This window comes from Pseudarthrobacter polychromogenes, assembly GCF_014644495.1.
Lineage (GTDB): Bacteria > Actinomycetota > Actinomycetes > Actinomycetales > Micrococcaceae > Arthrobacter > Arthrobacter polychromogenes.
Genome location: NZ_BMKU01000005.1, coordinates 199,191 through 224,277, shown reverse-complemented (window position 1 = coordinate 224,277; position 25,087 = coordinate 199,191). Strand labels below are relative to the sequence as shown.

At 62.8% G+C, this 25,087-nt stretch carries 19 protein-coding genes; 6 read left to right on the top strand and 13 right to left on the bottom strand.

Annotated elements, in window-relative coordinates; all coding sequences use genetic code 11:
- Positions 1-4: 4 nt before the first annotated feature.
- The 8 genes from IEX43_RS10300 to IEX43_RS10265 all read right to left on the bottom strand — a co-directional run bounded on the left by IEX43_RS10300 (position 5) and on the right by IEX43_RS10265 (position 7,433).
- A complete protein-coding gene (locus tag IEX43_RS10300) occupies positions 5-2,101 on the bottom strand; it encodes a CBM96 family carbohydrate-binding protein (RefSeq protein ID WP_188810716.1) in 2,097 nt (698 codons plus the stop codon).
- A gap of 223 nt (positions 2,102-2,324) precedes the next feature.
- Positions 2,325-2,951 (bottom strand): FMN reductase, encoded by a 627-nt coding sequence (locus tag IEX43_RS10295; protein ID WP_188810714.1) that lies wholly within the window; start codon positions 2,949-2,951, stop codon positions 2,325-2,327.
- Positions 2,952-3,035: 84 nt separating this feature from the next.
- Positions 3,036-3,893: a PhzF family phenazine biosynthesis protein gene (locus IEX43_RS10290; protein WP_188810712.1), complete on the bottom strand. Its 858-nt coding sequence runs from the start codon at positions 3,891-3,893 to the stop codon at positions 3,036-3,038.
- A 72-nt stretch (positions 3,894-3,965) separates the two neighbouring features.
- Complete coding sequence (gene rplI, locus IEX43_RS10285) at positions 3,966-4,418, bottom strand: 50S ribosomal protein L9 (protein ID WP_188810710.1); 453 nt, start codon at positions 4,416-4,418, stop codon at positions 3,966-3,968.
- Positions 4,419-4,435: 17 nt separating this feature from the next.
- Positions 4,436-4,675 (bottom strand): 30S ribosomal protein S18, encoded by a 240-nt coding sequence (gene rpsR, locus IEX43_RS10280; protein ID WP_003800144.1) that lies wholly within the window; start codon positions 4,673-4,675, stop codon positions 4,436-4,438.
- A 126-nt stretch (positions 4,676-4,801) separates the two neighbouring features.
- Entirely contained in the window at positions 4,802-5,392 is a 591-nt protein-coding gene (locus IEX43_RS10275) for a single-stranded DNA-binding protein (RefSeq protein ID WP_188728389.1), read from the bottom strand.
- Positions 5,393-5,463: 71 nt separating this feature from the next.
- Positions 5,464-5,769, bottom strand: coding sequence for a 30S ribosomal protein S6 (gene rpsF / locus IEX43_RS10270; RefSeq protein ID WP_011693941.1), 306 nt, complete (start codon positions 5,767-5,769; stop codon positions 5,464-5,466).
- Between the two features lie 242 nt (positions 5,770-6,011).
- Positions 6,012-7,433 carry an amino acid permease gene (locus IEX43_RS10265; RefSeq protein ID WP_188810707.1) on the bottom strand — a complete coding sequence of 474 codons (1,422 nt, stop codon included), beginning with the start codon at positions 7,431-7,433 and terminating at the stop codon, positions 6,012-6,014.
- A gap of 540 nt (positions 7,434-7,973) precedes the next feature.
- On the opposite strand from IEX43_RS10265, the gene IEX43_RS10260 reads away from it, so the two are divergent.
- The 5 genes from IEX43_RS10260 (at position 7,974) to IEX43_RS10235 (ending at position 15,374) form a co-directional block, all read left to right on the top strand.
- A complete protein-coding gene (locus IEX43_RS10260) occupies positions 7,974-10,859 on the top strand; it encodes a CBM96 family carbohydrate-binding protein (RefSeq protein WP_229666401.1) in 2,886 nt (961 codons plus the stop codon).
- Between the two features lie 267 nt (positions 10,860-11,126).
- Complete coding sequence (locus IEX43_RS10250) at positions 11,127-12,695, top strand: tyrosine-protein kinase domain-containing protein (RefSeq protein WP_188810704.1); 1,569 nt, start codon at positions 11,127-11,129, stop codon at positions 12,693-12,695.
- A gap of 92 nt (positions 12,696-12,787) precedes the next feature.
- On the top strand, positions 12,788-13,921 hold the full coding sequence (locus tag IEX43_RS10245) for a glycosyltransferase (protein WP_188810702.1): 1,134 nt from the start codon (positions 12,788-12,790) through the stop codon (positions 13,919-13,921).
- A gap of 422 nt (positions 13,922-14,343) precedes the next feature.
- Positions 14,344-15,015 (top strand): glycosyltransferase, encoded by a 672-nt coding sequence (locus IEX43_RS10240; RefSeq protein ID WP_188810699.1) that lies wholly within the window; start codon positions 14,344-14,346, stop codon positions 15,013-15,015.
- 17 nt (positions 15,016-15,032) lie between these two features.
- The gene (locus IEX43_RS10235; protein WP_188810697.1) at positions 15,033-15,374 is read left to right on the top strand and encodes a YciI family protein; all 342 of its coding nucleotides are present in this window, start codon (positions 15,033-15,035) and stop codon (positions 15,372-15,374) included.
- A 102-nt stretch (positions 15,375-15,476) separates the two neighbouring features.
- On the opposite strand, the gene IEX43_RS10230 is transcribed toward IEX43_RS10235, so the two are convergent.
- Positions 15,477-16,760 (bottom strand): hypothetical protein, encoded by a 1,284-nt coding sequence (locus tag IEX43_RS10230; protein WP_188810695.1) that lies wholly within the window; start codon positions 16,758-16,760, stop codon positions 15,477-15,479.
- A 244-nt stretch (positions 16,761-17,004) separates the two neighbouring features.
- Positions 17,005-18,078, bottom strand: coding sequence for a glycosyltransferase family 4 protein (locus tag IEX43_RS10225; protein ID WP_188810693.1), 1,074 nt, complete (start codon positions 18,076-18,078; stop codon positions 17,005-17,007).
- Positions 18,079-18,438: 360 nt separating this feature from the next.
- Here IEX43_RS10225 and IEX43_RS10220 point away from each other — a divergent pair, with 360 nt between their 5' ends.
- Complete coding sequence (locus IEX43_RS10220; RefSeq protein WP_188810691.1) at positions 18,439-19,908, top strand: lipopolysaccharide biosynthesis protein; 1,470 nt, start codon at positions 18,439-18,441, stop codon at positions 19,906-19,908.
- Positions 19,909-20,217: 309 nt separating this feature from the next.
- Here the strand turns inward: IEX43_RS10220 and IEX43_RS10215 are convergent, their stop codons facing one another.
- From IEX43_RS10215 to IEX43_RS10205, 3 genes are read right to left on the bottom strand one after another with little or no spacing between them, the layout of a single operon-like run.
- Complete coding sequence (locus IEX43_RS10215) at positions 20,218-21,693, bottom strand: O-antigen ligase family protein (RefSeq protein WP_188810689.1); 1,476 nt, start codon at positions 21,691-21,693, stop codon at positions 20,218-20,220.
- Between the two features lie 51 nt (positions 21,694-21,744).
- Complete coding sequence (locus tag IEX43_RS10210; RefSeq protein WP_188810687.1) at positions 21,745-22,770, bottom strand: aminoglycoside phosphotransferase family protein; 1,026 nt, start codon at positions 22,768-22,770, stop codon at positions 21,745-21,747.
- Positions 22,767-24,623 carry a nucleoside/nucleotide kinase family protein gene (locus tag IEX43_RS10205; RefSeq protein ID WP_188810685.1) on the bottom strand — a complete coding sequence of 619 codons (1,857 nt, stop codon included), beginning with the start codon at positions 24,621-24,623 and terminating at the stop codon, positions 22,767-22,769. Before IEX43_RS10205 ends, IEX43_RS10210 begins: the two co-directional genes overlap by 4 nt.
- Positions 24,624-25,087 lie beyond the last annotated feature (464 nt).

Genomic DNA, 25,087 nt, shown 5'->3' with positions numbered 1-25,087 from the left:
AGGACTACCTCAGCGCCAGGACGAGTTTGGGTGCGGCAGCGCTGCCGGCCTCCCTGGAGTTGAGGTCCAGGCCGTCGCTGCTGCCGGTGTCCAGGCCCAGCGAAAGCTCTTGGCCGAGCTCACCGGCCAGGCCGGCTACCGTGAGCGGAACGCTGTAGTTCGTGTTGGCCGTCGTCGGGCCGAAGGTCGCAATGCTGCTTCCAAGCGCGGGGCGGTTGGTGTACGTGATTCCGCCCTCTGTCCAGGTGTCGACACCCACCAGTTTGACGTTCTGCGTACCCTTGGACCCGCTCCCGGCGCTGCGCAGCTGGAGTGTCGCACTCTCCAGGGTGCGGCCAGCGTACGCCGACAGGTCGAACTTCAGGTACGTGACCTCCACTGGGCTCTTGTCCACTCCCAGCAGGGTACTTGACCCGTAGTTCGTGCCGGCCGACGTGCCCGCCACGTAACTGTCCGCCGTGGCGGTGAGGGTGACGGTTTCCGGTGTGCCGCCGCCGCCCGCAGAGGCCGTGGTGAACGTCCACGTCTTATCCGACGCCAATGCGTTCCCGGCAGCATCCTTCACCCCGGCGGAACCGCCCTCGATCGTGGCCGTGAACCTGGTGCCGGCCGCCAGGTCCGCGTCAGGGCTCAACGTCGCAACGTTGCCAGCGCCGTTGAGGGTCACCGAGGCCGTGACCGCCCCCGTCCCGGACTCCAAAGTAAACGTGCCCGACCCAACGGTGGACGCATCCATCGCCTCAGAGAACGTGGCAGTCACGTCCGCCGTCACCGCCACGCCGGTAGCGCCCTCAGCCGGGGACGTGCCCGACACCACCGGAGCCGTCGTATCACCACCGCTACCGCCACCGCCGCTGGGATCGTAAATGTGCCAGTACCGGCTGGTGGCGTTCACATCCGCAAGCAGCAGCAAACCGCTGCCGGCCGTGCCCCGCGCCGCACTGTTGAGGTTCTGCTTCGTCGACGTCACGTTGTGGACATACTGGTCGGCGTCGACGATCCGGGCGGTCTTAGCGCTGCTGAAGCTGATGTTGTCCAGCGGCGTGGACTTCTCATAGATCGCACCACCCGAGCTGGTGCAGGTACCGGCGTTCGTTGTGCCGCTCGGCTTCGGATAGGTGGCGAAGGTCCGCAGCCTTTGGGCGCTCTCGTCGATCAGGACGATCACCCGGTTCGGGCACTCCGACACAGTCGCGATCGTGTGCGCCGACCATGTGGTTCCGTTCAACGCCAACAGCTGGATCAGCGGCTGGGCCGCCGAGGTGAACGACGTCTTGATCGCGGCGAAAACCCGGCCACCCGAGGAGTCAAGCCACTTCAGGTTCATATGGTCATCACCGCTGCGCTGCCCCGAGACAGCCGCCACGGGCGTAGTCCAGTCGGTATTCGAGGCTCCGTCGACGTGATAGCTCCAGTACATGCCGTCGGAGGAATCATCGAGCTGCCGGCTCCACATCACACCTATCTTGCCCGGCCCGAACGCGATCACCGCTGACGAGTCGTCAACAGACACGTTGCTCAACGACGCAGGATGCGGGAACGGTGTCCCCCACGTCCTGCCATCCGTGCCCGTGACATTCAGGTAGACGCGGTTTCCCTGCTGCCAGGTGGCCCACACGCGGCCGGTCGAATCCTTGTCAATGGACAGGGTTTCAACGCGGTAGTTGTTGATGTTTGTAGCGCTCTGCAGCGAGTACGTCTTTGTACCAGGATCGTAGCTGAAACGCCTCATCGTCGACGGGAAGTTCGGCTCAGCCGGCAAACCGTCGTTGACGAACCGGTAACTCGCCACATGCAGCGTCGCGCCGTCCCAGAGGACGTCGTGATGCGTGTTCGAGCGGGTATCCGTCGCCACGCCGGTATCTACCCACGCGCTCGTGGCGGCATTGAACCGGAAGATATGGAAATCCGAACTGGCGGTGTCCCACAGGTTCCCCCACCAGAGACCGTCGTTGAACCACAACGCACTCGTCGCCCGCTTGGTACCCGTCGGCGTTCCCGTCCCCGAGTGCGACGGGCCCTCGACCCCGACGTCACCCTCAGCAGCCGACGCCCCAACCGGCACCACCACAACGCCCAGGGCAAGCATCAGCGCGGCCATCAGTGCAGCGAGCCATGGGGTCCGCGGCCGGCGTGAACGGGCACCGTCCAGGCAACCACCTCCCCGGCTTACAGCATGAATACGCCGACCTGTAGCATGTCCGCCCATGTGCGCTCCCCGGAGTTGAACGTCGGTCCCCACGCTCGATCAGTGTCAACCGCGAAGCCCATAATTGCAACCCCTAATTCGAACGGGACACTACCTCACTTGGGGCGGCCGGCCGTCACCCGTTGCCGGAGATGCCGGCCAGAAGCTGCTCAAAGGGGAGGGACTCCATTGGAGCGGGCTTCCGGCCGGGCTGGGCCCCTTCAAGGAGCCGCGTGAACTCCCCTGCGGCCCGATCGATGCGGTCCGAAAGTGAAGAGCCGCCGTCGTCCGCGGTGCCCCAGTCCTGTGGACCCGCAAAGACGCCCGTGGCTACAATCCTGGTCCGCAGGTAGCTGAACAGCGGGCGGAGGGCGTAGTCCAGGACCATCTGGTGGCGGTCGGTGCCGCCGGTAGCGCCCAGCAGGACGGCCTTGCCGTCGAGTGACTTGGGGTCAAGGACGTCGATGAAGGATTTGAACAGGCCGCTGTAGGACGCACTGAACACCGGCGTCACCGCGATGATCCCGTCCGAGGCTTCCACGCCGGCTATCACCTCGGCCAGCCGGGGCGCGGCGTAGCCTGTGACGAAGTTGTTGGCGATGTCTACCGCCAGGTCGCGGAGTTCGACGACGTCCACCTGCACGCTGAGGCCGGCGCCGTTCAGGTGCCGCTCGGCTGCGGCTGACAACTGGTCGGCCAGCAGCCTGCTCGACGACGGTACGCCGAGTCCGGCGGAAAGGACTGTGATGCGGCGGGTCTCCATGGCATTCTCCTGTTGCTCTATCATTCCATCATATATGCATATGCATCTACACGGTGAACGGTGGGAGCGTGCGGAGTATTCCCGCTAAAGAAGCACTGATCCCCGGATGCAGGTGGTGGAGTGTCCGCCCACCCAAATGTCGCTGCCGTCGGTTTTGACGTGGACGCGGCCTGCGCGGCCCAGTGCCGTCCCTTGGGCCGCCACGTACTCCTGCGGAGCCCTGTTGCTGCCGATCAGCCATTGCGCTGCACCCGCATTAAAGCTGCCCGTGACGGGATCCTCCACCATGGCGTCGCCCGGGATGAACGTGCGGACCTCGAAGTCTGCGCCGCCATCCCCCGGCCCCGGCCCGATAATCCCGATTTTCAGGCTGCCCAGGGCCGCGACGTCAGGATTCACAGCCCTGACCTGCTCCGCGGAACCCAGCAGCACACCGATCCATTCGGGACCATTCACCAGCCAGGACGCATCCACCACATCGGTTTCAGCCAGGCGGAGCCCCGCAGCGATCCGGCGCCGGATAGCCCCGTCCACTGGACCACAACGGGTCAAAGGGGGAGCTGCGAAGGCGAGCATCCCGCCGTCGCGCTTAACGCGAACCAGGCCCGCGCCGCATTCCTGGACAACGAAGCCGTCCGTTTGCGGAATTCCGCCGCGCTCAAGCCACGTGTGGGCAGACCCCAACGTGGGGTGCCCGGCGAAGGGGAATTCCTCACTGCCGGTAAAGATGCGGACCCGGTAATCTGCACGCGGATCGGTTGGGGGCAGCAGGAACGTGGTCTCCGAGAGGTTGGTCCAGTTGGCGAACTGCTGCATCTGCTCCGGCGTCAGCCCCTCGGCCTCAACGACGACGGCGAGCGGGTTTCCGCGGTAGGGCTCGCGAGAGAAGACATCGACCTGGTGGAACGGGCGGCTGCGGGCTGGAAGTTCGGTTCTGTTCACCGTACGAAGCTATCAAGCAAAAGACCCCCGCCGCCGGAATCCGGCAGCGGGGGTCTTTCGAGCAGTCAGGGACTACTTGCCAGCCACAACATCGAGTTCGATGACAGCGGCAACGTCCTCGTGCAGACGGACGTTGGCCTGGTAGGAACCTACCGACTTGATGTGCACGGGCAGTTCAACCTTGCGCTTGTCGATCCTGCCAAGGCCGGCGGCCTCGACGGCGTCAGCGACGTCGCCCTGCTTGACGGTGCCGAACAGGCGTCCGGTTTCGCCAGCCTTGACGACGAGCTTGACCGGCTTGGAGGACAGTGCAGCGGCCTGCTTCTGAGCATCTTCCAGGGAAGCGTGCTCGCGGGCAGCGCGGGCAGCCTTGATGGACTCAACCTGCTTCTCGCCACCCTTCGACCAGGTCAGGGCAAAGTTGCGGGGCAGCAGGTAGTTACGTGCGTAACCGTCCTTGACCTCGACAACGTCGCCAGCAGCACCGAGACCGGTTACTTCGTGGGTCAGAATGAGCTTTGCCATGTTAGTTAATCCCTTCCTTAGCCGCGGCCAGCGCCGGAGTAAGGCAGCAGAGCAACTTCGCGGGCGTTCTTGATTGCCTGGGCGATCTTGCGCTGTTCCTGCACCGTGACGCCAGTGACGCGACGGGCGCGGATCTTTCCGCGGTCGGAGATGAACTTGCGCAGCAATGCTACGTCCTTGTAGTCGATGACAGTGATGTCAGCGGCCTTCAAGGGGTTGGACTTTGGTTTGGGCTTACGGAGTTCAGCCTTAGCCATCGTGGAGCTCCTATTCTAGGGAGCCCGTGGATGTTGATCCACGGGATGGTGGTGGTCCGACGGCGGCAGTCACCGGGGTGCCCGGAGGCACTTTCGGCTGTCCCGGCGTCGGGCTTGAATGGGTGTTTAGAAGGGAGGTTCGGAATCGGGGCCGTTGCCCCAGCCGCCTGCGTTGGAGACGCCGGGCGTTGCCCAGGGGTCGTCCTGCGCAGCCTGCTGGTTGCCGCCGCCCCAGCCTCCACCGGAGTTGCCGCCCTGGTTTCCACCAGAGTTGCCGCCTCCGAAGCCGCCGCCGCTGTTGCCGCCGCCGAAGCCACCCTGGGCGCCGCCTCCGGCACCCCCAGCGCCGGAGCGTTGGGTGCGGTTGACCTTGGCATTGGCGTAGCGCAGGCTGGGGCCGATTTCATCGACCTCAAGCTCAATAACGGTGCGCTTTTCGCCTTCTTTGGTTTCGTAGGAACGGCTCTTCAGGCGGCCGGTCACGATCACGCGCATTCCCTTGGTAAGGGACTCGGCGACGTTCTCGGCTGCTTCACGCCAGACAGCGGCGCGGAGGAACAGGGTTTCCCCGTCCTTCCACTCGTTGGACTGGCGATCAAAGGTACGCGGGGTGGAAGCGATGGTGAAGTTCGCTACTGCTGAACCGGACGGTGTGAACCGCAATTCCGGATCATTGGTGAGATTACCGATGACCGTAATGGTGGTCTCGCCTGCCATCTACTGCCTCCTTGTTGATCCTGGGTGAAGGGTGCGTTCCTGCGTTAGAGATTGAAGAATCGGTGCTGAAATTACTCAGCAACAACTTTCTGCTCTTCGGGGCGGGTGATCTTGGTGCGCATGATGGTCTCGTTAAGAGACAGTTGGCGGTCAAGTTCCTTGGCGGTGTCCGGCTTGGCGGTGAAGTTCACCACGGCGTAGATACCTTCAGACTTCTTTTTGATTTCGTAAGCCAGACGACGACGGCCCCAGATGTCAACCTTTTCGATGGTTCCACCATCGTTGGTGATGACGTTCAGGAACTTCTGAAGCGACGGCTCAACGGTACGCTCTTCGACCTCGGGGTCGATGATTACCATCAATTCGTAAGGACGCATATGTGAACCCACCTCCTTTGGGCTAAGCGGTTACGGCATTTCCGTAACAGGAGGTTCATTTGCGATGCCATGCAAGGCCCCGCCGCCGGAACGGAGGCAGGACGCAGCACAGACTTCAATATCTTAGTGCATCTGGACCGGATAGGCGATTCGCGCCTGACTCTAGGCTATGGCCGTGTTGGCAGGGGCTGCAGCACCAACGGCTCCTATGTGGAAAATGTGCAAGCGAACAAACAAGGAAATTACGACGCCGAAACGGCCTCCACAGCCGACTCCCGGGTTGTGCGATCCTGCGGCTCCCCGTCCTTCGGACTCTTACCCGACTTGCGGTAGCGCCACACGCCCAGGGCCACCACAACAGCCGCCAGGGCCACGGACAGCAGCAGGGACTCCCTGGTGGACTCCAGGATGACCATGCCGATCAGCAGCGCCACGATGCTGACGATGGAAAGCCACGTCAGGTAGGGGAAGAGCCACATCTTCAGCGCAAGATCCTTGCCTGCGGCACCCATGCGCTTGCGGAGGATCAGCTGGGAGGACGCGATGACAAGCCACACGAACAGGGCGATGGCACCGGAGGTATTGACCAGGAAGAGGAAAACCGTGTCGGGTGCAATGTAGTTGAGGCCCACTGTTACGAAACCCACCACGGTGGAGGCGAGCACGGCAGCAGCGGGGACGCCCCGCCGGGAGATTCTGGTCCAGGCGGCCGGGGCGTCTCCCCGCTTGGACAGCGAGAAGAGCATGCGGCTGGCGGTGTACAGGCCGGAGTTGAGGCAGGACAGCACGGACGTGAGGACCACGATGTCCATGATGGTGCCGGCGCCCGGGATTCCGAACAGTTCAATGACTGCAACGTAGGGGCTCTTGGCAACGCTGGCGTCATTCCAGGGCAGCAGGGTGACAACGATGGCGATCGACCCGATGTAGAAGACCAGGATGCGCCACACGGTGGACTTGACGGCCTTCTTGACGGCGTCCACGGGGTTCTCCGATTCGCCGGCGGCGATGGTGGCGATCTCCGCACCGAAGAAGGAGAAGACCACCACCAGGATCCCGGCCAGCACAGCACCCGGCCCGTTTGGAAGGAATCCGCCGTTGTCGATGAGGTTGCTGAGCCCCGGAGCGGGGACGCCGGGGACGAGCCCGAGGATGGCGGCGGCGCCGAAGAGCAGGAAAAGTACGATTGCAGCGACCTTGATGGAAGCGAACCAGAACTCGAATTCACCGTAGGACTTCACGGACCCAAGGTTGGTCAGCGTCAGCAGGACCATCAGGATGAGCGCCCAGACCCACTGGTCGATTCCGGGAACCCAGCGGTGCATGATGGCCGCTCCGGCCGTCGCCTCAATGCCCAGCACGATGATCCAGAACCAGGCGTACAGCCAGCCGATGCTGAAACCGGCCCAACGGCCCAGCGCCTTGTCGGCGTAGGTGGAAAAGGAGCCCGTCTCCGGGTTGGCCGCCGCCATCTCACCGAGCATCCGCATCACCAGGATGACCACGACGCCGGCAGCCATGTAGGCGAGCAGGATCCCCGGTCCCGCCTGCTGGATGGCGGCGCCGGAGCCGACAAACAGGCCGGCGCCGATAACGCCGGCAATCGCGATCATGGAAAGATGCCGCGGCTTAAGCGACTTGGCTAATTGCTGGTCAGCGGGCATGGGAGTGCCGTCCTTCGGTGGTTATGCAGATGGGATCGGCAGGCAGGGCTTGCCGGAAAGATTGAGGACCGCTCCCTCCAGTGGGGCCGGTCACACATTTCTCTCACTGTAAATTGCGCCGATAAGCGGATGCGCTGTGCATCGGCACAGCCTTGGGCTGCCGAATTTTGGCCCTGGCCCAACTGCAGGTACACCCACGAAACAAGTGGAGCCTGACAGGCAACAAGGAAACACGGAGGAAATAGTCCGCAGCCCCGTATCCCCTAGTGGTTTTACTCCCGGTTTCCCCCATTGCCCCCGGCAATTTCGGAGGTCTACATTGGCTTCCACCCGCACTCAAGCGAGGGACGCCAGAGCAGCGGTACGCCGTTAAGGACTACCTGCGCCACCAAGGACCTGAATATGCACACAGCAAAAGTTCGCCATCCCGTTCCGCAAGCCCTGGCCTTGGCCGTTGCGCTTGTCCTAGGCCTTCTTACGTCTGGCGGCCCAGCCCATGCGGCAGAGAATTACGGCTACCAGAGCATCAGTTACTCCGGCGTGGACAACCCCCCGACCGCTGATAAACCGCAGAGCAAACTGTGGTGGAATGACGGATCGTGGTGGGCGCAGATGTGGACCACCGGAACCGGCTGGCAGATCTACAGGCTGGACAGGGCCACGAGGACCTGGGTGAGCACGGGTGTTACGAATGACAGCCGCGGCACTGCGTCAGCGGACACGTTGTGGGATGGGAACAAACTCTACATCGCCTCCCATGTGGTGACGGTGTCCGGGGACTCCGGCGCAAAAGCTTCAGTCCCAGGGCAGCCCGCCAAGCTCTACAGGTACAGCTACAGTGCCGGCAAGTACACGCTCGACTCCGGCTTTCCCACAAACATCAACAACAACAGCAGCGAGTCCTTGACAATCGACAAGGACACCACCGGCGCCATCTGGGCGACGTGGACGCAGGTGGCAGGAAGCTCAAGCTCCGGCTACACCAGCAGCGTTTACGTGAACTCGTCCGCACCGGGCGGGACCAGTTGGGGGTCTCCGTTCGTGCTACCTGTTACGGATCCAAACCCCGCCCCCGATGACATCTCGGCAGTTGTTGCCTTTGGCAACAACAAGATCGGCGTAATGTGGAGCGACCAGCCTGCGGGAGCCGTTTATTGGGCCACCCGCACCGACGGGACGTCCCCAACAGCAGCATCGTCGTGGAAGGTGCAGCCCGCCGTCCAGGGCAAAGGCCAGGCCGACGATCACCTGAACCTTAAAGCCCTCTTGGCTGATTCGGCAGGACGGGTCTACGCAGCGACAAAGACCAGCCTTGACGGCACCTCATCGGATAAGACCTTGCCCCAGCTGCAGCTACTGGTCTTCAAACCCGGAACAGGTGCGTTCACAAAATCAACTATCGCAACCATTGCTGACTGTGTTTCCCGACCTCAAATCCTGTTGGATACGGCCACTAACCAGGTGAGGGCGTTCTATACAGCCCCGTCAACATCAGTATCCGGCTGCGCATATTCGGGAATGTCCGGCAGCATCTACGAGAAGACCGCCTCCATGGACAGTCCTGTCTTCGGCACCGGACGGGGAACACCGGTTATCCAGGACGGCGCGTCAGCAAACATGAACAATGTCACCACCACTAAGCAGGGGGTGAACGCCACCACGGGTGTTGTGGTTATGGCCACCAACACGGCCACCTCGCGCTACTGGTACTCGGACCGGTCGCTTGGAACGGCTCCCCCTCCGGGTGATACGGCGGCTCCCACGGTTACGGGAACGTCCCCGGCTGATGGGGCCACCGGCACGGCAGTGTCGACAAACGTGACCGCCACGTTCTCCGAGGCGATGAACACCTCGACCATCACCTCGGACACGTTCACCCTCAAGACAGGGACGACGGCGGTTTCGGCCGCAGTGACATACAGCGGCACAGGCAACACCGCGACGCTCAACCCAGGCACCGACCTGGCAGCCGGCACCACCTACACCGCAACCGTCAAGGGCGGCTCCACCGGCGTAAAGGACGCTGCCGGCAACGCGCTGGCCTCGGACAAGACCTGGACCTTCACCACGGCGGCAGCGAGCGGCGGCGGCGGGACGTCCGAGACCGTCACCCTCACCGCCACCGCGGACAGCTGGGTGGCAGGCGGAGCAGCAAACACAAACTACGGCACCTCCACCACAATGAGCGTGGACAACAGTCCCGTGGAAACCACCTACCTGAAATTCGACCTCTCAGCGTATGCGGGTAGGACCGCGGAGAGCGCAACACTGCAGTTGCGCAGCGCCGGCAGCGGGTCAACGGGCAAACAAAACATCAAACTCGTCACGGATGATAGCTGGACCGAAAGCGGAATCACCTACAACAACCGCCCCGCGCTCGGCACCAGCATCGGCACCCTCGGACCCACAGCAGCCAACAGCAACTACAGCGTTCCGCTCACTGCCAGCGCCCTGGCCGGCGAGCTCGGCCAACAACTCTCCCTCGGCCTGGACGCCACCAGCACCGACGGCCTGGACCTCAACTCCAAGGAAGCCGGCAGCACCGCACCCAAACTCGTCCTCACGATGTCCGGGAGCGGCAGTGGTGGTGGCGGTGATACGGCGGCTCCGACGGTTTCGGGAACGTCCCCGGTTGATGGTGCTACCGGCGTGGCAGCGACGGCAAACGTGACTGCCACGTTCTCCGAGGCGATGAACACCTCGACCATTAATGCGGCCACGTTCACTCTCAAGACAGGGACGACGGCGGTTTCAGCCGCAGTGACGTACAGCGGCACCGGCAACACCGCGACGCTCAACCCAGGCACCGACCTGGCAGCCGGCACCACCTACACCGCAACCGTCAAGAGCGGCTCCACCGGGGTAAAGGACGCTGCCGGCAACGCGCTGGCCTCGGACAAGACCTGGACCTTCACCACAGCCCCAGCGAGCGGCGGCGGCGGGACGTCCGAGACCGTCACCCTCACCGCCACCGCTGACAGCTGGGTGGCAGGCGGAGCAGCAAACACAAACTACGGCACCTCCACCACAATGAGCGTGGACAACAGTCCCGTGGAAACCACCTACCTGAAATTCGACCTCTCAGCCTACGCCGGCCGGACCGTGGAAAGCGCAACACTGCAACTGCGCAGCGCCGGCAGCGGATCAATAGGCAAACAAAACATCAAACTCGTCACCGATGACAGCTGGACCGAAAGCGGAATCACCTACAACAACCGCCCCGCGCTCGGCACCAGCATCGGCACCCTCGGACCCACAGCAGCCAACAGCAACTACAGCGTCCCGCTCACTGCCAGCGCCCTGGCCGGCGAGCCCGGCCAACAACTCTCCCTCGGCCTGGACGCCACCAGCACCGACGGCCTGGACCTCAACTCCAAGGAAGCCGGCAGCACCACCGCACCCAAACTCGTCCTCACCCTGCGCTAGGCCTGGGTGGGGACCTCGGGCTGCAGGTAACCGCAATTTCCACATTCTTACCCCCGGGCAGCCACAAGCCCCCTGGTTTATCGGACCGCGGCATCCGGCCCCGTACTAGCTTTGCAACACGCCAAAGCGGCACAGAGACACAGGAAACCCGCCGGAAAAGGGGCAATCATGGCAGAAGAAAAGGTCTTTCGAATCGACCCGGCCGCACCAGGCCCTTCCGTCGCACCTGCCCATTCAGCACGTCAACCTGCAGGAGGGATCGGATCCTTGAGTAATCAGGATATTAGCGGCGGCGACGTACCAGCCGCGGGGATGGGACTGAGGGACTACGCCCGGGTCGCGAGGACGTACTGGAAGCACATTGCGGTTGTGACCCTGATCGTCACCCTGCTGGCCACAGCGTGGAGCACGTTCCGCCCCCGCATATATGCCGCTGAAGCCAGCGCAGTTGTTATTGCGGTGGGGACGGACAACGTCAGCAGCCTGCTGGCCGGCGATACCTTGGCCAAAGCAAGGGCAAAGAACTACAAGTCATTGGCTGAATCCCGGCTCGTGGCGGACAACGTGCGCCTGTCCACCGCGCTAAGCATGTCCAGTGATGCCCTGCTGGGTGCCATCTCTGTGTCCGTACCCCGCGACACTGCTGAAATCCGGATCACGGCAGAGTCGCCGGATCCCACCATTGCCCAGCGGGTTGCGGACGCCTGGATCGTCGAGCTGAGCAAGCAGGTCCAGGAAAGGGAGAGGGCCGCCACTGCCGCTTCAGGCGAGGCCCTCGAAGCCGTTACGCCGCCCCTCTCCCTGGTACCGCTGGATCCAGCGGCTTTGCCAACAAAACCCGTCTCTCCCGGCGTGGCACTGACAGCTCTCTACGGGGCAGCACTGGGCCTCCTCCTGGCCTATGCTTCCGCGCTCCTTCGAGACCGGCTGGACCGCCGCCTGCACAACGCAGCTGAAGTGGAACATCTCTTCTCCGTACCGGTCATCGGCGCCCTCCCGGTCGACCTCCGGCTGACGGGCGAGAACAAGGTCCTGGGAGGCGTCCCCGCAGCTCCTACGCCTGGTTCACGGGCACAGAGCCCTGCCTTCGCCGAGGCGCTCCGGGAACTCCGCACCAACCTGACGTTCCTTGACGTGGACAACCCACCCCGGATCATCGTCGTCACGAGCTCGGTGAGCGGGGAAGGCAAGTCAACTATTGCAGCCAACCTGGCCTCCGCGATGTCGGCCGGAGGGGAACAGGTCATAGTTGTTGACGGCGACCTGCGGCACCCCAGCATGGCCAAGATCTTCGACGTAATTCCCGGAATAGGCATCACCGACGTCCTCACCGGAAAGGCAGAGGTAGATGACGTTCTCCAGCAGCGGAGCGATCTGCCCAACCTGTCGATTTTGGGCTCCGGCCGGATCCCGCCCAATCCCACCGAGCTCCTCGGCTCGCATGCCATGAAGCAGCTGATCGAATCCCTGTCAGAAAAGGGCATCGTGATCATTGACGCTCCACCGCTGCTCCCGGTGACTGATGCTGTGCTCCTTGCCAGGATCGCGGACGGCGCCATTGTGGTTGTCAGGGCTGGCCGGACAACCAAGGACCAGCTGACAAAGTCGCTTGGAAACATCCGGAAGGTGCATGGAGCCGTTCTTGGAACCCTGCTGAATTGCGTGCCGGCCAAGGAGTTTGACGGCTACTCGTACTACTCCTCGGATCCGGACTCTGCGGACAGCGATCCATCCGGGGATGCGGACGACTCACCTGTGGTGATTGAGCCCGAAAGCCCCCCTGCATTCCGTGGTTCCAGCAGGGAACAGACTTCGCGGAGCGTCACTTCCTTCTAGTTACCATCCAACGCCTGCAGCTACCACGTGCGCCATATCCGAGCCAACCCGGTTACGCGCGCACCGGCCGACATACTCATCTAGGAGAACCCATGTCCAAGTCTGTCGTCGTCATCGGGACACGCGGCTACCCAAGTTACTACGGCGGCTTTGAGACTGCAGTCCGGCGCCTGGCACCATTCCTCGCCGATGCCGGCTGGGACGTTAACGTCTATTGCCGGGCAGGCCAAACCAAGGACGACGACGAGGCACGCGACCCACGCATCCGAACTACCAGGACAGTGGGGCTTGAGAGCAAGTCACTGAGCACCCTCTCCTTCGGGCTGTCTTCGGTCCTTCACGCCCTGTGGCACAAGCCCCAGGTGGCGCTCGTCATGAACGTTGCCAACGGCTTCTTCCTGCCGCTGCTGAAGCTTCGCGGAATACCAACCGTGGTGAACGTGGACGGAATCGAATGGGAACGCGCCAAGTGGAACCGTTTCGCCAAGTTCGTCTTCCGGCTGGGCGCGCGGCTCACGGCGCGCTACGGCACCATCCTGATCAGCGACTCCCTTGAGATCCAGCGGCGCTGGAAGCGGGACTTTGGGCGCAAAAGCGTCTTCATTCCGTACGGCGCCAACCTTGCCAGCCCCAGCGAGGTGGTTCCCGGCCTCGAACCGGAGTCCTATGTGCTCATGGTGGCCCGGTTTGTTCCCGAGAACACGGTGTCTGAGTTTTTCCAGGCAGCTGAACGCCTGGCGGAGCAACATCCTGTGGTGATCGTCGGATCCAGCGGATATGGCGGGCCGCTGGATGAGGCCGCCCAGCGGCTGGGTGAACATCCCAACGTCCAGTGGCTGGGCCACGTCAGTGATGACAAGAAGCTCCTCTCACTATGGCATCATGCCGGCGCGTATTTCCACGGCCACAGCGTAGGCGGAACCAATCCAGCCCTGGTCCAGGCGATGGCCTGCGGAGCACCCGTCGTTGCCCGGCAGACGCCATACAATGCCGAGGTCCTGCGGGCAGATGAACACCTGGTGGCACCGGATCCGCTTGCCATCGAGAGTGCATTGCGGCGCATGCTGACTGACCACGACCTGCGGGCGAAGGCCCGGGCAGCGAACCAGGCCCGCGCAGCCACCCATTACGACTGGGAAGATGTGTGCCGGAGATACGAACTGACCCTTCAGGAAGCGGTCCTGGGGGAAAAGGCGGCCAAGATAGGCAGCGAGGTGCGTCAATGACCTTTGGATTGCGCACGAGCGCACTCACATCACCCGGACAAATATGCAGCGGAAACCCCCGCATATTGGTTTTGAATCCCCTTGGAGTGGCGTTAAGCCATTACACCGAGGCGCTTTTGCATCAATTAGCCGATGCAGGAATAGAAACAGAATTGTTTACCATCACCGAGCCTTCCCAATCCGGCAAAAGCCGATTTCGGTGGCTCGGCGAATATACCGCCATGCTTTATTCAGCGGGACAACGGACGCGAAAGAGGAATTCACCTGAAAAGGTCCTCGTCACGTGGCCGGTATTGGGTTTCCTGGACCTCCTGATGGTGAAATTCCTTTGCGGTGACTCAGGGGTCATCATTTACCACGATCCGCAACCCCTCGTCCGGTCCGTAGGCAGCAGCCCCCTGGTGGCGGGCCTCGTAAGACGCATGAGGACTCGGCCCGGAACACTGGTACACAGCGATGAAGCTGCCCAGGCCATGGACGCCGTCGGACTCACCGGGGGCCTGGCGCAGGTGCCGCATCCGATGCTTCCCCCCGCCGGTGCCGCCAAGGACGCCGCCTTTGGCGGGCAGTCCGGGAAGAGGCCGCGGGTTCGCGTGCTGGGACAGTACAAAGCCGACAGGGACATCGACCTCCTGGAATCATTGGCCGGCAGGCTTGGCCCGAAATGTGACCTCGACATAGTGGGCCGTGGCTGGCCTCCCGTCGAGGGTTGGCATGTCGATGCCCGTTTTGTTCCGGAGGACGAACTGGAGGAACTGATCGTCTCCAGCGACACCATAGTCATCCCCTATAAGCGCTTCTACCAAAGCGGCATCGCCATGCGCGCGCTTGAGCACGGCGTTCCGATCGTCGGGCGCATCGGGACGAGCCTGGAGAAACTGTACGGACCGCAATCACGGCTCCTGGTCGCCGCGGACCACGTGCTGCCCGGCCAGGAGGTCGAGGCGTGGGCAGCTGCCATCGAGTATGCAATGGGCCAGGGAAGAACCGAGACGGTCCTCGCTGCCAAACTCTTTCATGAGGAGGCGTCCGAGAGCTGGCGCGCCTTCGGCCACCGCATGCTGGCCGAAGGTTCCGCCCGACTTCCCGGCTAGCTCCAGGAGAACACTCCATGACCAAGTTCCTGATCTCGTTCCCCAGTGACGCCATGGTGGTCCGCGCCGAGGACTTCGAGGCGGTGGTCGAAGCCGCGCACGCCGTCATCGGCGAGGCCAAGGCGGCGGGCGTGTATGTCTTCGGCGGCGGAATCGACGAGAACGTGGCCCCCGTGCGCGTGTCCGGTGACGGCACCGTAACCGAGGGCACGTACCCGGGCCATACAGTGCCCGACGGCGGCTACACGGTTCTCGAGCTGCCCTCCAGGGAAGCGGCACTTGAATGGGCTGCCAAACTAGCCATCGCCTGCCGCTGCCCCCAAGAGGTCCGGCAGTTCCAGTACGATCCCGAGAGCTGACGGAGGCACCTCCCCAGCCAGGCCTGCCCTGCCCCCACACCGTGATGGCGGGAAATCATCCTGACGGCGTGCAGCACCGTGCCGCAACCCAGCCTCGGCGGCTTACTTACGCGACGTCGACCGCGGCAACGACGGCCGGGACGGGAAGCGCGTACCCATGACCGCAGGCGCGGGCCTCACTGTGGGCCTCAGAGGTACCGTCATGGCCACCACCGATCCCACGGTCAACCAGAGCACGGGGGTGGATGCCATAGAGGAGGCGGACTCGGAAGAAGCGACAGTCAGCAGGAAGCCTACGGCCAGCCACACAGGCAGGCTTTGGGTCCTTGGAACACGGCGGAGGAGTCTCCCGAGGTGGACCAGGAGCAGGAGGGCGGCAGCAATCATGGGCCAGCCGATCCACGCGAAATACAGCCCCAGCAGGCTCTCACTGCCCACACCGGTGGACGCGCCTTCAAGAGCGGCCTGGTATCCCGTTGTGCCGAAGCCCAGGCCTGCGGGCGACTGCAGGCCAAGCATGAATCCGGACAATAGGCCATCCGAATGGCTGGCGGTGTTGCCTTGCTCAATGAAGGTGGTGAACAGGTACCCCCCAAGGCCGAGGCCTACAAGAATGCCGGCATGCTTCCCCACCTTGGTCCAGATGAAGTAGATCACGGTGACTACGAGGAAGATCAATATGCCTGCCCGGGCATATGCAAAAAACAGGGTTGCGCCGATGGCAGCAAGCATTCCCAGCCGCGCTAAACTCCTGAGCCTTGCGACGGCAGCAAAGGCGCCGAGGCCGAGCAGGAAGCCCATGACGGGAGGGTTCATGAACGGGCCGCCGGGGCGGAAGGTGAGGTCACCGTTGGACACTCCGTCCGCGAAGTAGGCGGGCGGCAATCCCATGCGCATGCTGCGGGGGTTCCCGCCCACAACGTTGACGTGGTACCAGGCCGGGTCAAGGAGGGGCGCCTGCATGACTTCCTCGGCCAGGGCCCATGCCACGGTCAGCCCGGCCAACAGCAGAAGGTAGGCGCTGATCTTCCGCCACTTGATGTCGTCCCGGTAGACGAAGCCGGCGAACACCAGGCCAAGCGGCATGAGTACCTGCCGTGCCTGGGCAATGCCGATGTCCGCATCCGGTGATCGGACAAATCCGATACCCACCAGGATGACCAGCAGCAGCATCAGCCCAAGCGCCTTGTGCAGGCGCTTGTCCTGGGAGCTGAAGGACCTGATAACGGCGGCGGCAACAAGAACCGCCGCAGGCACATCATCCAGGTATTGGAAGGCATCAGACCTGGTGAGGGTGATGAGCGGCGCCTGCGACCAGCCGGCCGCAATGACCAGCAGGATTAGTACGTGGTAGGAGCGCCCTAGGATCAGCACCAGACTGATCACGGCGGAAGCGGTAACAACGAAAGGCAGTAGCACGAGTTGGTCGTCCCTCTCGAGATTTGCTGCAACGCCTCCAGAATCGCTGCAATGCAGGGTCAAGCCCCGGAATCATCCGGACAGGTTTCAATACCCGCAGAATCGCAAGCATCGCGTGTGACGGAATCTGTCCTTTCTCACGCTATGCCGACCAGCATCTCCCAACAAGTGCCACGTCGGGAGTATGTGGATACCCACAACCGTCTGTACGTCATGAACCTCCCCCGTTGACCGCACACGTCCAGTAGGCCAGGTACGGCGCGGCAGCCAGGGCGACCGTCCGCTCGATCTGCAGCCCTGTTATTTGGCGGTCGAGGCGTTCCAGCTCGGCCGAATCGGTGATGGTCCTGTGGGCAGCCTCTGCCAGTTCCCGGACAGAAGCGGGGACCACGATCAGCCCGCCGGCCTTGGAAGCTTCCCCCAGCGTCCCGGAGTCAAATCCGATCACGGGGGTGCGGTATGCGAAGGCCCTTGAGGCCACCCCGGAGGCAGGCAGGATTTTGCCATAAAAGCGGCTCGTCTTGTCGTAGGGCAGAAGGATGGCCCTCACGGACTCAAAGAAAGCGTCCTCCTGCGGCCCCTCGACCGCTCCCAGGATGGTGACTCCGGGGATCGGCGGCAGCTGTTCGGTTCCCCTGCCGGCGACGCGGATTTCGACGTCCGGCGGGAGTTCGCGGCGAAGCTCGACCAGCCTGTCGAACCCTTTGCCTTTAGAGGCGTGACCGTAGAGTCCTACCGCCAGCGGACGCTGGGAAGCAGACTTCAGGGCAGGCCTGGGCGGCACAAAGTGCCAGGTGCTGAGAACCCGGCAAGCGGGAAAGGTTTTTCGAAGCGCTGCCGCGCCGACGTCACTGAGCGCAAACAAGGTGGCGTCCCGCAACAGCCACCGTTCCAGCCGGGCACTGGCGGGGCGCAGCGGGAGATGGATGCCGTGGTGAAGCAGCTTGCTCCTGGCCACCCCTTTGAAGCGGAAAGGCCACCACGCGGCCAGCGGGGGGTCATGCACGGTAGCCGTTGTGGTGATGTCCCGCGAGCGGCCCGCCAGCAACCAAAAGGGACCCAGCGACGCCGCTGACAACTCGAAGTGAACCACCACCCGGCCGGCAGCGAGGGATTCCTTCACCGCTTTGGAGAGCCTTCGCCGGTCACGAAGCACATCACGGAGCCCGGCGTTGCCCGGTCCCTCAGTCCTGATTTCACGGAATGCGGAAAAGTTGGGCACAGCAGCGGCGATGAACTCTTCCGCATAGTCGCCGACTCCACCCGAACCCACACGGGGTGCCACCAGAATGAGTGTGGCGGGAATTTGAGAACTATTAGGTACAGGCACTGCGTCTGAATTAGCCACGTTACTCCGCTTTTGCACCAAAGGGACAAATAATTAGGCGGCACGGCCCCTAGGAATTTCCACGAAGGATTCGTCCGGCCTCGACAACAGTATGCACCAGCAGCCAGGGACGCACCGGAAAATTGAGCAAACAATTCGTTTTCCCCCTTCCGTTGGCCTGGAACGCCGGCAACCCGGGCTTCAGATGCCCGGGAACAGTATTTAGCTCAATAACTGCTCAATTCCTGTGAATACTTCCCACCCGGCCGTACCCAGACAGTAAACTTTTGCAAAGAGGCCACAGGAAGGCTCCAACCCATGACGAACGTTGCTGGTGGACTTGCCCGTGTCGGCTTCCGGGGCGCGGTGTGGCAGGGGCTTGCCCTGGTGGGCGGGAAGGCGATCGTCCTCATAACGACGATCGTGCTGGCACGACTCCTGTCGCCTGAACAGTATGGCCTCGTGGCCGCGGCACTGGTCCTCATGGCCTACGTCGAGACAGTTGCCGATGCCGGCGTCGCGCAGGCGCTGGTCTATTTGCCTCCCTCCGGCGTCGCGGCCCGCTCGGCGCTGCTGGTTTCAGTGGTTCTTGGTACATCCCTGGCACTCTTGACGTTCTTTTCGGCGCCATGGATCGCCGGGCTTTTCCAGCTGCCGGACGTGGGCCCCCTGGTGCAGGTGCTGTCCATCGCAGTCCTGGCAACGTCGCTGGGTGCGGTTCCGGAAGCCCTGCTGCGACGCGACCTTCTGTTCAGGAGGCTGGCGGTGGCCCCGATTATCCGGGCGCTCGTCACAGGAGTACTGAGCCTGGTCCTCGCTTTCGCAGGTTACGGTGCCTTCTCGCTCGCGGCAGGCACCGCGGCAGGGACGGTTGCGTATGCAGCTACGTGCTGGTGGCTGGTCCGCAAGGGCGCTCCCTGGCAGATCTGGCGCGTGGCAAAAAACGCTCTCCGGGCAAACCTTAAATTCGGCGTTCCGGTGGCAGGCAGCAATCTCCTGGCGCGGCTCATCTTCGACATCGACTATGTGATCATCGGCGTGATCCTTGGCGCCCAGGCCCTGGGTTACTACACGCTGGCTTTCAGGCTCCCCGAAGCCCTGATCATCAACGTCTTCTTTGTGCTCTCCACAGTCCTGTTCCCGCTTTACACCCAGGTGCAGCACCAGCCGGAACGGTTGCGGGACGGCTACCTGAAGGGTGTCCGCGTACAGTCCCTGTACGGCATGACGGCGGGTGTGGGCCTGGCAGTTCTGGCACCGATCCTCGTCCCCCTGGTCTTCGGCGGCCAATGGTCTGAGTCTGTCATTCCGCTCGTTTTCCTGGCCCTGTATGCGGCAGCCCGCTCCCTGGGAGCGGGCGCGAACGACGTCTACAAGGCCATAGGCCGCCCCGGCATCTCGATCACGTTCTCACTCATCCGGCTGGCAGTGCTGGTGCCGGTCCTGCTGGTGGCTGCCCAGTGGGGGATCATCGCGGTTGCGTGCGCCCAAATGGCAACAGCACTTCTCTTTGCCATCGGAATGCAGACGGTAGCTGCCAAGGTGATCCACATCGGACCAAAAGCAATGCTGCGCGCTGTTTTGCCGGCCTTTGCCTGCAGCATCGCCGTGGCGGCGGCTGGAACAATCATGTTCCTGCAACCCTACTTGGGGGCTCCCCTGACAGCGGCGCTGGTATTTGTGACCGCCATAGCCGCCGTGTATGGCGTCCTCCGGTTTGGATTCCCAACCCTGCACAATGAGCTGCTGCACCTCGTTCGCCGCCGGCAGGACGCCCCCGCTGAATAGGAGGGCTCGGACAATCATCAACCGCTCAGGCGGAGATGCGGCCTGTGTCAGTGTCCGGGCAAGCCGGTTTCGACGGTCACCTGCCGCCGGCATGACAGCGGCGGAATAGACGGTAGTCGGGCAGGTACGTAGAGCCGGTGTACCACCTGTCGCCGCCGGTGCCGTCGAACGGCAAAGCGCGACGGCGGGTCCCGGCCAGGAAGGCGGCCTGACCCGCCAGGACCTGCTTGAACCAGAGGTCCCCTTCCGGCCCCACGTCCGTTACAGACCATGTCCCTTACAAAGCAGGTCCCGTGCAAACCAGGTCCCTTACAAGGGGGATGCCTCCCTGCGCAGGACAGCAGGCACGGCGTCCGGCTCCTGTTGCGCCGCGAGGTCCGAGCCGATGACCAGGCCGAGGATGATGAAATAGGGTGCCGCCGAGTTGGGACTGAGCGCTACCTCATTGAAGGCGGCATTCAAGAGGAACCCGCCCAGGAGGCCTGCCGCCAACGTCTTGTCGCGGAGGTCTTTGATCCGTAGGACGTGTCTCGACAGCTGGAAAAAGAACACCAGGTACACGGCCAGACCAACTATTCCGAGTTGGCCGATAACCATGCCCAGTCCGCTCTCCGTCACGGCCGACGTGGACTCGGACCCTTCCGAAAATAGACCAGCGAGGACTCCGGAACTGCCCAGTCCACGCCCGAGGGGATGATGCGGGAACTCCACAAAGGCAGCGGTGAAACCGTCAATGTGTGCCGCTGTACTGCCTGTTGAACTGGAAACGGTAAACAGATAGAAGTTGTAAGCCCCTGCAGCCAGCAGCATTAGCGCAATGATGTGGCTGGTTCTCGATGCGTAGAAGCGGGTCCAAAATGCCAGGAACACGATCAGGCCAACGAGCGCACCCTTACTGACGGCCAAAACCATCGCTGCCACCGTTGCGATCTGGCAGAGCAGCCCGCGGAGATACCAAGCCGCCATGAACACCGCGAAGAGGAAGGTTCCGAAATTCACCGGGTCCGCGAAGGGACCGGCCATACGCCTGAGGAACTCACCCGGAACCACCTGCTCCGAAGCAAAGAAGTTTTTGGGCAGGCCGGAGTCCTGCTGAACAGAAATTCCCTTTTTCTCCCACAGGTCCCGGAGATTGAGTGTTTGCCAGAAATCAGGCGTATTCGCTTCAATGAAACCGAAGACAATCGCCACGAAGCCCAGCATTACCAGGTAGCGGAGGTATACGGCATGCCTGGCCCAGGCACTGGCGTGCAGGCCAATAAGGAGGAACAGGAACGGAGCCATGATGTTCCTTGAGGAGGCGGCTGCTGCTGCCAAATCATGTTGGAACAACACGACGGTCGCAGCACCGTAGAGAACAAGGATGGCCAGGCAGGTTGTCACTGCTTTGATCAGTTTCCGAAGGGCGTTCCCTTCGGGGGCCGGCTTTCTTGCCGAGATCAAAACCAGATACAGGGCAACCGAGAAGAGGAAGTTCAGGATGATGGCAAATTGGAGCCGTCCGCTGTCGAGGTCACCCGCGACGGTAGTCAGATAGACGTTCTGCGTCGCTGACATGATCGTGGGAATGATCAGGAAAAACGAAATCTCCGCCTTCCGCTCAGCCAGGCGATGAATCAATTGCGCTATGACGGAGAAAAAGACCACTGCCGCCACTGCGGCAAGGATCGCCATCGAACCGAGGCTGGCGGCGATGGTGATAAGTACCAGGCCGCCGCAGAACAGCAGAAAAGGGACGATGTCCAGCCTGGGCGAGAACTCGGAGGCCGTTTCCTTGGTGTACATCTTCTCCCCAGACTGTCGATCTTGCAGGCAATTTAGCGGCTGATCACAGCCCTAGGCAGGGACCGCTGCCCAGTCGGTGACCGCATGGCGCCAGAGCCAGAAGTCACGATCCGCCGTCACTGCGGCCTGGACGTGGCCGGTGTCCCCGTCATGTACGGCCTGGCCTGCCAGGCGGTAGGTCATTGTGGCTGCTGAACGCGCCCACGTCGCGATGACCAGGTAGGGAAGCAGTTCCGGTTCCACCTCACGCAGCCGCAGGTGTTGCGCCAGGGGTTTCAAGGCCCATCCACCGGGGCTGAAGGCATTCTCGAAGGCCCGGAGCTGAAGGCGGCGGGAGGACAACGCATCTTCCTGCGACTGGCCAATGTACTGCAGGTAGAAAATCAGGTCATGGGCGGGCAGGCCATCAAGGCGCGAGCGTTCCCAGTCCACCACCTGGAGGCGGCCGTTCGGCTGCAGGAACAGGTTCTGGTAGCTGAGGTCACCATGTTCCACAACTGCCGGAAGCTGCTCGGCCCTCAGTGGCGCCAACACCTCATGGGTGCGGTCAATTAACCGGGCCACTTCCGTGTCCGCCGGCAGCAGCGATGCCAGTTCGGCCAAGGGGCCGGCGATGGTCCGCTGGTACCAGTCCGTGTTTTCCGGCACCGGCCTGGTGCACGGCAGCGCAGCGACGAAGTTAAGGCCTGCGTCCAAGGCACGGGGAAAGTCCTGCACAACGAGGTGGGGCTCCAGCAGGCTGCCCACCACGGCGGTCTCAATCAGCACTGTCTGTCCCCCGACGTCCAGAACTCCCACAACTTCCGGGGCACCCTGTTCGGACCCTACTCCCAGCGACTTGAGCTGCAGCAGTACATCGGCTTCCTTGCGCACGCTTTCGTTGTCTCCAGGCTGGCGGGGGATCTTGACCACGAGCCGGGGAACCTGGGCGTCCGTGGAAAAAATGAGCGCCACTACGTGCCGGGAAGTGACGAACTGCGGCGTCAGCAGGAGTGTTTCCCACTGGCCGGTAAGGCCGAACTTCTTCAGCTCGAGCGCCCGGTAGTTATCGCGGAGGATCTGGTCAATGTATTTCACTGCAACTCCTGCCGGCCGGCTTCCGGTGTCCGTCGGCCAACAACGGTGCCTTCAGCAGCGGCCACATTGAACATGCCCAGGTTTAACGCAAGCCTCCCGATTGCAGCCTTGGCTTTTCCAAAGCGTACGCCCGAATAATGCGCCAGGGTATCTTGGACCGCAGTCCTCGACGCCGTAGGCACAAAGCGTGCCGGCCGTTCGAGTGTTGGCACATGCCAGTAGACCGCCACGTCATCGAAGCCTGACCTCTCCAGCGCCCGCTTCCACCCTGCGAGGGTGTACGGGCCCGGACGAGAACCGAATGAACGCCGAACCTGCAGGCAGATCCACCCGCCCGGCCGGAGGGACCCGGCGGCGCTGGCAAACAGGCGCGCGTCCGGTTCGGAGAGCAGGACGACGTCGAATTCATTGGCCGGGGCGGGTCCGGGAGATGCCTCGATACGGCGCGCGGACGGGTCCAGCAGGCTGATCGCCGCCACCGCGTCGCTGCTGAGCCCGCCTCCATAGCCGAGCTTGTCAGGCTGACTTATTGGAAGCAGGAAACGCCAATCCAGCAGCGTCCACAGATGCAGGGGGAGCGGTTCCGTGCCGGCTTGCCCGTCCTTTCCTTTGGGTGCGGCGACATTCCATAAGAGCTCGCTGGCCTTCATCCGGACCTGGGATTCTGATTGGCTGGCGTCCAGGACGTGCGCTGAGGGGATTTCCTCGGCCAGCTCCAGATACGCTTTTCGCCATTCCTCCAGTTTCTGGGGAGTATGCTCACCCTTCCTGGCAAACATGACCTCGCCGGGGACGTCAAGGACCAGGACGAGGTCAGGGCGTGGCTGGAACCGCAGGGCCAGCGCATCCGTCAACGCAGCCAGGCGGCTTCCCGCCTTCGAGCCGGGGAGCAGGACATCGAATGCGAGGCGGTCCATCAGCACCACCCGGCCGCGGAGGGAGTAGTATCTCGCGGCCAGTCCGGCGCGGAATATCCGGAACACCTTCCTGACCAGGAAACCGCCACGGATCTTCTGGAGCCAGCGGTCCATGGGACTGCTGGACCACAGTCCCATGTAGACATAGGCAGACGGCAGGGGGCAGCTGGAGCGGAGGCCGTGGAGCAGGGTGGTCTTGCCCGCCCCGTCGGGGGCCAGCACTCCTGCCACGGGCCCGCTGCCCTTGAGCTTGGGGCCTACCCGCCTCAGCGCCCTGTTGCCCGAGCTGATAAGCCACGGCGGAACCCTGGAGCCGGCCCACCGGCTTTTCAGGTCAGCCGCGGTGGCAGGGACGTCGTCGAAATTCTCGGACTGCAGCAGGTTGAGCAGCTGCCCCGCTGTTCCGGTCCCAAATTTCCGGTCCAGGAACAGGGCGATGGGGTTTTCGACCGTCGCCACGGCAGCTGCCGACCGGGCCGCCGGGACCTTGGCGGGATTAACTGCACCCTTGTCGAGCACCAGGTGAAGGATGTGGAGCCAGGCCTGGTCCTGGATTTCGGGCAGCCACAACGGCCCCAAGGCCACGCGCCGCCGAAGGCAGCCGGCGGCCAGGGCGGTCCCGAGCTCCTGGAACAGCCCAAAACTGATGTCTGAAACCACGTCCAGTTTGATCCAGAGATCCTCGTCCGCGAGGTAGCGGAAGTAGAAGCGGTGGCTCCCGTGGCCCAGCGCTACCACGCGCCGGAACCCCACACCGGCAAGATGACGGTCCAGGCCGGGCACCAGTTCAGCCGAAACAAGCAGGTCAACGTCCCCCGCAGGCCGCACCAAGTCATCCTCACCCCGCAGCAAAACCCACGGCAGTCCGGACTTATCGAGTTCCCGGAACACCGTTATCAGTACCGAATTAACCTTTGGAATGGCGCCTGCATTCATGCCATGTGGATATTTGCTGGCAAATTCCGACTCAGAATAGGAAACCGGAAGTTGGGGAGAATTCGACAATTCGCTCACCACTTCTTGATAGTTTGGAATTTCGGCGGTGCTTTGCCCGCTGCACGCAGGCACGGCACCGCTGATCCGATGGCAGTCCCGAGAGCCTACCCCCTACCTAATGGGGCGGCACGAGTAGTGGGTACTCACATTTTTCGGCTCTGGCCCCGTGAACTACGTAGGTAAAGGGCATCCTGCTGCCGGCTCCGCCGGGTATAGGTACCCCGCCGGCTGTCGTGGGCATTAGGTAGGGGAGGCAGCGGAGTGCGGGCCATTAGGTAGGTAGGGCATCCGCTCCCCTCTTGAGGAAAAGCAGGGGTGATCTTGAGCAAATACTAAGTGAACGATATATGGCGCTTTGCATAAATTCAGGGCTATATTCGCTTAACGGCTGGGAACCGTGCTGG